We start from the raw sequence: 7,790 nt of genomic DNA, 5'->3' as shown, positions 1-7,790 counted from the left end.
AGTCGTATGTTCGCGTTGGTGGCTTTGTACCCCACACAACACGGCATGTAGCTCCGAGGCAACTTGGGGTTATATGGTCAAGCGAATAAGCGCACACGGTGGATGCCTAGGCGGTCAGAGGCGATGAAGGACGTGGTAGCCTGCGAAAAGTGTCGGGGAGCTGGCAACAAGCTTTGATCCGGCAATATCCGAATGGGGAAACCCACTGCTTCGGCAGTATCCTGCAGTGAATTCATAGCTGCTGGAAGCGAACCCGGTGAACTGAAATATCTAAGTAACCGGAGGAAAAGAAATCAACCGAGATTCCCTAAGTAGTGACGAGCGAACGGGGAGCAGCCCTTAAGCTGGAATGGCTTTAGAAAAACAATCTGGAAAGATTGGCCATAGAAGGTGATAGCCCTGTATTTAAAAGGGCCACTCCAGTGAAGACGAGTAGGGCGGGGCACGTGAAACCCTGTCTGAATATGGGGGGACCATCCTCCAAGGCTAAATACTCCTGACCGACCGATAGTGAACCAGTACCGTGAGGGAAAGGCGAAAAGAACCCCGGAGAGGGGAGTGAAATAGATCCTGAAACCGTGTGCGTACAAGCAGTAGGAGCTCGCAAGAGTGACTGCGTACCTTTTGTATAATGGGTCAGCGACTTACTGTTCGTGGCAAGCTTAACCGTATAGGGGAGGCGAAGGGAAACCGAGTCTGATAAGGGCGCATAGTCGCGGGCAGTAGACCCGAAACCGGGTGATCTAGTCATGGCCAGGGTGAAGGTGCCGTAACAGGTACTGGAGGCCCGAACCCACGTCTGTTGCAAAAGACGGGGATGAGCTGTGATTAGGAGTGAAAAGCTAATCGAACCCGGAGATAGCTGGTTCTCCTCGAAAGCTATTTAGGTAGCGCCTCGGACGAATACTACTGGGGGTAGAGCACTGTTATGGCTAGGGGGTCATCGCGACTTACCAAACCATTGCAAACTCCGAATACCAGTACGTACTATCCGGGAGACACACGGCGGGTGCTAACGTCCGTCGTGAAAAGGGAAACAACCCAGACCCACAGCTAAGGTCCCAAATTCACTGCTAAGTGGAAAACGATGTGGAAAGGCATAGACAGCCAGGAGGTTGGCTTAGAAGCAGCCACCCTTTAAAGAAAGCGTAATAGCTCACTGGTCGAGTCGGTCTGCGCGGAAGATTTAACGGGGCTAAGCAGTGAACCGAAGCTTGGGGTGCATAAAACTTGTTTTATGCGCGGTAGAGGAGCGTTCCGTAAGCCTGCGAAGGTGGATTGAGAAGTCTGCTGGAGGTATCGGAAGTGCGAATGCTGACATGAGTAACGATAATGCGGGTGAAAAGCCCGCACGCCGAAAGCCCAAGGTTTCCTTGCGCAACGTTAATCGACGCAGGGTTAGTCGGTCCCTAAGGCGAGGGCGAAAGCCGTAGTCGATGGGAAGCAGGTTAATATTCCTGCACCTCGCGTGAGTGCGATGGAGGGACGGAGAAGGTTAGGTGTACCGGGCGTTGGTTGTCCCGGGGAAAGGCGGTAGGTTTGGATCTTTGGCAAATCCGGGATCCTTTAAGACCGAGCACCGAGACGAGCCTTTATGGCGAAGTCACTGATACCACGCTTCCAGGAAAAGCTCCTAAGCTTCAGCTCACGAAGACCGTACCGTAAACCGACACAGGTGGGTAGGATGAGAATTCTCAGGCGCTTGAGAGAACTCGGGTGAAGGAACTAGGCAACATGGCACCGTAACTTCGGGAGAAGGTGCACCCTTTTTGGTGGCTCATGCGAGCTATAGCTGAAGAGGGTCGCAGAAACCAGGCCGCTGCGACTGTTTATCAAAAACACAGCACTCTGCAAACACGAAAGTGGACGTATAGGGTGTGACGCCTGCCCGGTGCTGGAAGGTTAATTGATGGGGTCAGCCGCAAGGCGAAGCTCTTGATCGAAGCCCCAGTAAACGGCGGCCGTAACTATAACGGTCCTAAGGTAGCGAAATTCCTTGTCGGGTAAGTTCCGACCTGCACGAATGGCGTAACGACAGCGGCGCTGTCTCCACCCGAGACTCAGTGAAATTGAAATCGCTGTGAAGATGCAGCGTTCCCGTGGCAAGACGGAAAGACCCCGTGAACCTTTACTATAGCTTTACACTGAACGTTGAGTTCGTCTGTGTAGGATAGGTGGGAGGCTATGAAACTGTGGCGCTAGCTGCAGTGGAGCCATCCTTGAAATACCACCCTGTCGTGCTTGACGTTCTAACCTAGATCCGTTATCCGGATCAGGGACCGTGTATGGTGGGTAGTTTGACTGGGGCGGTCTCCTCCTAAAGAGTAACGGAGGAGCACGAAGGTACGCTCAGCGCGGTCGGACATCGCGCACTGTGTGCAAAGGCATAAGCGTGCTTGACTGCAAGATCGACGGATCAAGCAGGTACGAAAGTAGGTCTTAGTGATCCGGTGGTTCTGTATGGAAGGGCCATCGCTCAACGGATAAAAGGTACTCCGGGGATAACAGGCTGATACCGCCCAAGAGTTCATATCGACGGCGGTGTTTGGCACCTCGATGTCGGCTCATCACATCCTGGGGCTGTAGTCGGTCCCAAGGGTATGGCTGTTCGCCATTTAAAGTGGTACGCGAGCTGGGTTCAGAACGTCGTGAGACAGTTCGGTCCCTATCTGCCATGGGCGTTGGAAGTTTGAGAGGGGCTGCTCCTAGTACGAGAGGACCGGAGTGGACGAACCTCTGGTGTTCCGGTTGTCACGCCAGTGGCATTGCCGGGTAGCTATGTTCGGAAGCGATAACCGCTGAAAGCATCTAAGCGGGAAGCGCGCCTCAAGATGAGACTTCCCGGGGCACAAGCCCCCTAAAGGAACCATATAGACTATGTGGTTGATAGGTCAGGTGTGTAAGTACAGCAATGTATTGAGCTAACTGATACTAATGATCCGTGCGGCTTGACCATATAACCTCAAGTTGCCTTGGTCCCAACGAACGTTGGTAGATCACCAAACGCAAGCTACGTCACAAGTTACCTATGCGAGACGAGCGCTATCAAGCGCTGCTCCAACCGTCTCCCTGGTGAAATTAGCGCTGTGGAACCACCCGATCCCATCCCGAACTCGGAAGTGAAACGCAGCTGCGCCGATGGTAGTGTGGCTCAAGCCATGCGAGAGTAGGTCATCGCCAGGGGCTTTACCCGAAACCCTCAGTCCAATAGGACTGAGGGTTTCTTTTTGTGCAAAATTCAGTCGCGAAAAGCCAAAGCCAAAGCCAAAGCCAAAGCCAAAGCCAGAGCCAGAGCTAAAGCCAGAGCTAAAGCCAGAGCTAAAGCCAGAGCTAAAGCCAGAGCTAAAGCCAGAGCTAAAGCCAGAGCCAGAGCTAAAGCCAGAGCTAAAGCCAGAGCCAGAGCTAAAGCCAGGCCAGAGGCAGAGCTAAAGCCGAGTAGCGCCAGGGCAATCGGGCACTCGGACGCTCCAGGCGCATCCCTTGGCACCCTGCCACGCTGTGATCTGGGGGCTCATCGACATGTCACGCAGCACCTGACGCGTCTGCCTATGCATGTCACTGACACCGTCCAAGGTTGAGCTTCTTTCTCACCTCTGTCCCCCGATTTTCACGTCGATGCCGAGAGGTAGGTACTCGCAGCGATGCTGTTGTGTAGCAATGACCTCCCGCTTACTTCTACGCAATGCAGATCTACGAGCACAGCACCTTATGCGGACATCTCGGCACAACAAAAAACCCCGCGATGCGGGGTTCTTGTTTTCCTCAGCAAGCCAAGAGAGATGGCCTGATAGTAGTGGGCCTGGCCCTCAGTCGCCCAGTGTCAGAAGCGAGGCGTTGCCGCCTGCGGCCGTCGTATTGACGGTGACGACCTTCTCGGTGGCAAAACGAAGCAGGTAATGCGGGCCGCCGGCTTTCGGGCCGGTACCTGACAGTCCCTGGCCGCCGAAGGGTTGTACGCCGACGACCGCACCGATCTGATTGCGGTTGACGTAGACATTGCCGACCGCAACACGCGTGGTGATGCGATCGATGGTCTCGTCGATGCGCGAGTGCACGCCCAGGGTCAGTCCGTAACCGGTGGCATTGATCTGATCGATGACGACGTCGAGTTGGTCGGCTTTCCAGCGGATGACATGCAGGACCGGCCCGAAAATTTCGCGCTGCAGCTGCGCGAGCGAGGCCAGCTCGTACGCACGCGGGGCGAAAAAGCTGCCGTTGGCAGTGGCGGGGTCCAGGGTGATGGTGCCGATCAGGCGGGCTTCGCGATCCATGCGCGCCGCATGATCGTCGAGGATCTTGAGCGCATCTGCGTCGATGACGGGGCCAACATCGGTGGACAGCAGCGCAGGATCGCCGATCTTCAGCTCTCCCATTGCACCGGCCAGCATGGTCATGACCTTGTCGGCGATGTCGTCCTGCACGAACAGCACGCGGGCCGCCGAGCAGCGTTGGCCGGCGGACATGAAGGCGCTGGAGATCGCGTCCTTGACGACGGCTTCCGGCAACGAGGACGAGTCGGCGATGAACGCGTTCTGGCCACCGGTTTCGGCAATCAGCACGCCGATCGCGGCATCGCGAGACGCCAGGGTACGGTTGATGACGCGCGCGGTCTCCGTGGAGCCAGTGAAGGCGACGCCCGCCACGCGCGGATCATTGGTCAGCGCAGCGCCGACGGTGGCGCCGTCGCCCGGCAGGAACTGCACGACCGCTTCGGGGATACCCGCTTCGTGCAGCAGCTTCACTGCAGCGTAGCCGATCAAGTTGGTTTGCTCTGCAGGCTTGGCGATCACGCTGTTGCCGGCAGCCAATGCGGCGGCGACCTGGCCGAGGAAGATAGCGAGCGGGAAGTTCCAGGGGCTGATGCAGACGAAGACACCGCGGCCATGCAGCTGCAGTTCGTTGGATTCGCCGGTTGGCCCGGGCAGACGCTCGGGTGCGCCGAACTGCGCGCGTGCCTGGGCGGCGTAATAACGCAGGAAGTCGACCGCCTCACGCACTTCTGCCACGGCGTCGGGCAGGGTCTTGCCGGCCTCCTTGACGCAGATCGCCATGAACTCGGGCATGCGTGCTTCGAGCAGGTCGGCGGAATGCTCCAGGATGGTGGCGCGGCTGGCCGCCGGCGTGCGGTTCCAGGCCGGCTGCGCGGCAGCGGCGGTTGCCAGCGAGGTCTGCACGGTGGCCGGATCGGCCGGCTGCCAGTGCCCGACCGTTTCGCGTCGGTCAGCCGGGTTGCGCACCGCCTCGCTCTGCGTGCTGATCACCGCGCCGGGCACTAGTGGGGTGGCCTTCCACGGCTTGATGGCGGCATTGAGTTGCTCGGCCAGCTGCCGCAGATCGTTGTCGTTGGCGAGATTGGCGCCCATGGAGTTTTTCCTGTGTTGGTTCTGGCTGCGCAACAGATCGGTGGGCAGCGGAATCTTGGGATGCGGAATGGAGCCGAACGAGGACACCGCTTCGACCGGATCGCGGATAAGGTCTTCGATGGCGACGTCCTCGTCGGTGATGCGATTGACGAAGCTGGAATTGGCGCCGTTCTCGAGCAGGCGACGCACCAGGTACGGCAGCAGATCCTCGTGCGAGCCGACCGGTGCGTACACGCGACAGGGCAGCCCCAGGCGATCGGCCGGAATCACTTCGGCATACAGGTCATCGCCCATGCCGTGCAGTTTCTGGTGTTCGTAATGCTTGGTCGTTGCGATTGCGCGTACCGCCGCGATGGTCTGCGCGTTGTGCGTGGCGAACATCGGATACAGCGCATCGCTGTGCGCGAACATGCGGCGCGCGCAGGCCAGATACGACACGTCGGTATTCTGCTTGCGGGTAAAGACCGGGTAGCCGGGGTGACCTTCGATCTGGGCGCGCTTGATCTCCGCGTCCCAGTACGCGCCCTTGACCAGACGCACCGGAATGCGACGGCCGACGCGGCGCGCCAGATCGGCGAGAAAATCGATCGTATACGGCGTGCGCTTCTGATACGCCTGCACCGCCAGGCCATAGCCCTCCCATCCATCCAGCGACGGGTCGGAGAAGGTGGCCTCGATGATGTCCAGCGACAGTTCCAGACGGTCGGCTTCTTCGGCATCGACGGTGTAGCCGATGCCGTAGGACTTGGCCAGTTGCGCCAGCTCGAGCACGCCCGGCACCAGCTCGGCCATCACGCGTGCGCGTTTGGCATGCTCGTAGCGCGGATACAGCGCGGACAATTTGATCGAGATGCTGGGCGCCGCAAAGACATCGGTACCGACGAAGCTGCCGCTGCGGCCGATCGCGTGGATGGCATCGCGGTACGCCTGCAGATAGCGCTGCGCATCCTTCATGGTCAATGCGCCTTCGCCGAGCATGTCGAACGAATAGCGGTAATCGGCGTTGTCGCCCTTGCGCGAGCGCGACAGGGCCTCACCGATGGTGCGGCCCATGACGAACTGGTGGCCCATGATCTTCATCGCCTGGCGCACTGCCAGGCGAATCACCGGCTCGCCGACGCGGCCGATCAGGCGCTTGAACGCACCCGGCACGTCGGCGCGGGTGAGGTCGTTGAGCTGCACCAGCTTGCCGGTGAGCATCAGGCCCCAGGTCGATGCGTTGACCAGCACCGAGTCGCTGCCGCCGACATGTTTTTTCCAGTCCGCATCGCCGAGCTTGTCGCGGATCAGCTTGTCTGCGGTGTCCTGGTCGGGAATGCGCAACAGCGCTTCGGCCACGCACATCAGCAAGACGCCTTCTTCGCTGCCCAGGTCGTACTGGCGCATGAAGGCTTCGATCGCGCCCTGGTCCTGCGCACGTGCGCGGACGCGGGTGACCAGATCGGCGGCCACCGCCTGCACCTTGGCCTGTTCGGCGGCGGGCAGACGCGCCTGGTCGAGCAATTCGCGGACGTGCTCGGTTTCGTCCTTGAGCCAGGCGGCGGTGATCGCCGCACGCAATGCGCCGGGTGCGGCAGGCAGCTCGGGCGCCAGCAGCGGGCGCGCAACTGAGGGAGAGGCAAGCGGGTCGAGCTGAGCGTTCATGCGAAGGGTGCCTGGGAATCCTTGCTCATTCTAGAGAGCCGCAGCCCCTGCGCACTTGTGTGGAAGCGGCAACTTTTCCGCCGTTTTGTGCACGTGGCCGGCGCAGGCCCAAAACGGACTCGCTCCCTGCCGGCCGCAGCCGCGGGCATCGGCACATGCACCGGGAAGTGATTGATTTACGCGTGTTTTTAGCTGCACTGCAGCAATCGAATGATTGCCGGAAACGCTTGCCGCATGCGTTCGTGCGGGTCTACCATCGGGCCATTCCCGCAGTGCGCTGCGTGTTGCCAATGATCGAAGTACTGCCGTTGATGTCCGAAGGGGTCGGGACGCAGTTGCGGTTGCGGCCTCCGCAGGCATTGTCGGCCAGGCAATTCGTGCAGCTGTTCGCAGTGTTGGCGGGAACGATGTGGGTATTTGCGGGCCTGGGGTGGTGGACCGGCAATGCATTCGCGCCGGTGTTCGCCCTGTTGCACAGTGGTGTGGTGGCGCTGGCGCTACGGCAGTTGTGGCGAAGTGGCGAGCGCGAAGAAGCGATCCGGGTAGGGGAGACCGTTGTCGAGGTGTTTCCATCCGGACATGCGCCACCAGCGTTTCAGGCACATCCGCATTGGGTGCGGTTATGCATGGAACGCGACGACAGGGTGGTGCTGGTCAGCAGCGGCAAGCAGATCGAGATTGGAAGTTTTCTCGGGCCGGCCGAACGTGTGGAACTGGCAACTACGCTGAAACGCTTGCTCGCGGCCGCCAATGGCCGTCACCGATGACGTAAGGGTCTAGGCA

Annotated in this window: 2 protein-coding genes and 2 rRNA genes; 3 read left to right on the top strand and 1 reads right to left on the bottom strand. The window is 59.4% G+C overall.

Going from position 1 to position 7,790, the window contains the following annotated elements:
- The first annotated feature begins 75 nt into the window (after nucleotides 1–75).
- Together AC1PLS_RS19120 and rrf are read left to right on the top strand one after the other, a co-directional pair.
- Nucleotides 76–2,956: ribosomal RNA gene (locus AC1PLS_RS19120) — 23S ribosomal RNA — on the top strand.
- A gap of 112 nt (nucleotides 2,957–3,068) precedes the next feature.
- Nucleotides 3,069–3,183 (top strand): 5S ribosomal RNA (gene rrf, locus AC1PLS_RS19115).
- Between the two features lie 623 nt (nucleotides 3,184–3,806).
- Here the strand turns inward: rrf and putA are convergent.
- Nucleotides 3,807–7,007: a bifunctional proline dehydrogenase/L-glutamate gamma-semialdehyde dehydrogenase PutA gene (gene putA, locus AC1PLS_RS19110; protein ID WP_184433082.1), complete on the bottom strand. Its 3,201-nt coding sequence runs from the start codon at nucleotides 7,005–7,007 to the stop codon at nucleotides 3,807–3,809.
- Between the two features lie 290 nt (nucleotides 7,008–7,297).
- Here putA and AC1PLS_RS19105 point away from each other — a divergent pair, with 290 nt between their 5' ends.
- Entirely contained in the window at nucleotides 7,298–7,774 is a 477-nt protein-coding gene (locus tag AC1PLS_RS19105) for a DUF2244 domain-containing protein (RefSeq protein ID WP_104575592.1), read from the top strand.
- Nucleotides 7,775–7,790: the final 16 nt, after the last annotated feature.

This window comes from Xanthomonas sp. NCPPB 3218, from assembly GCF_056725185.1.
Note: the sequence above shows the minus strand (reverse complement) of the source record. Positions and strands in the feature narration are given on the sequence as shown.

Bases quoted from the DNA above. Each gene is read 5' to 3' on its own strand.
- putA (WP_184433082.1), bottom strand. From the start codon at position 7,007: ATGAACGCTCAGCTCGACCCGCTTGCCTCTCCCTCAGTTGCGCGCCCG.
- AC1PLS_RS19105 (WP_104575592.1), top strand. From the start codon at position 7,298: ATGATCGAAGTACTGCCGTTGATGTCCGAAGGGGTCGGGACGCAGTTG.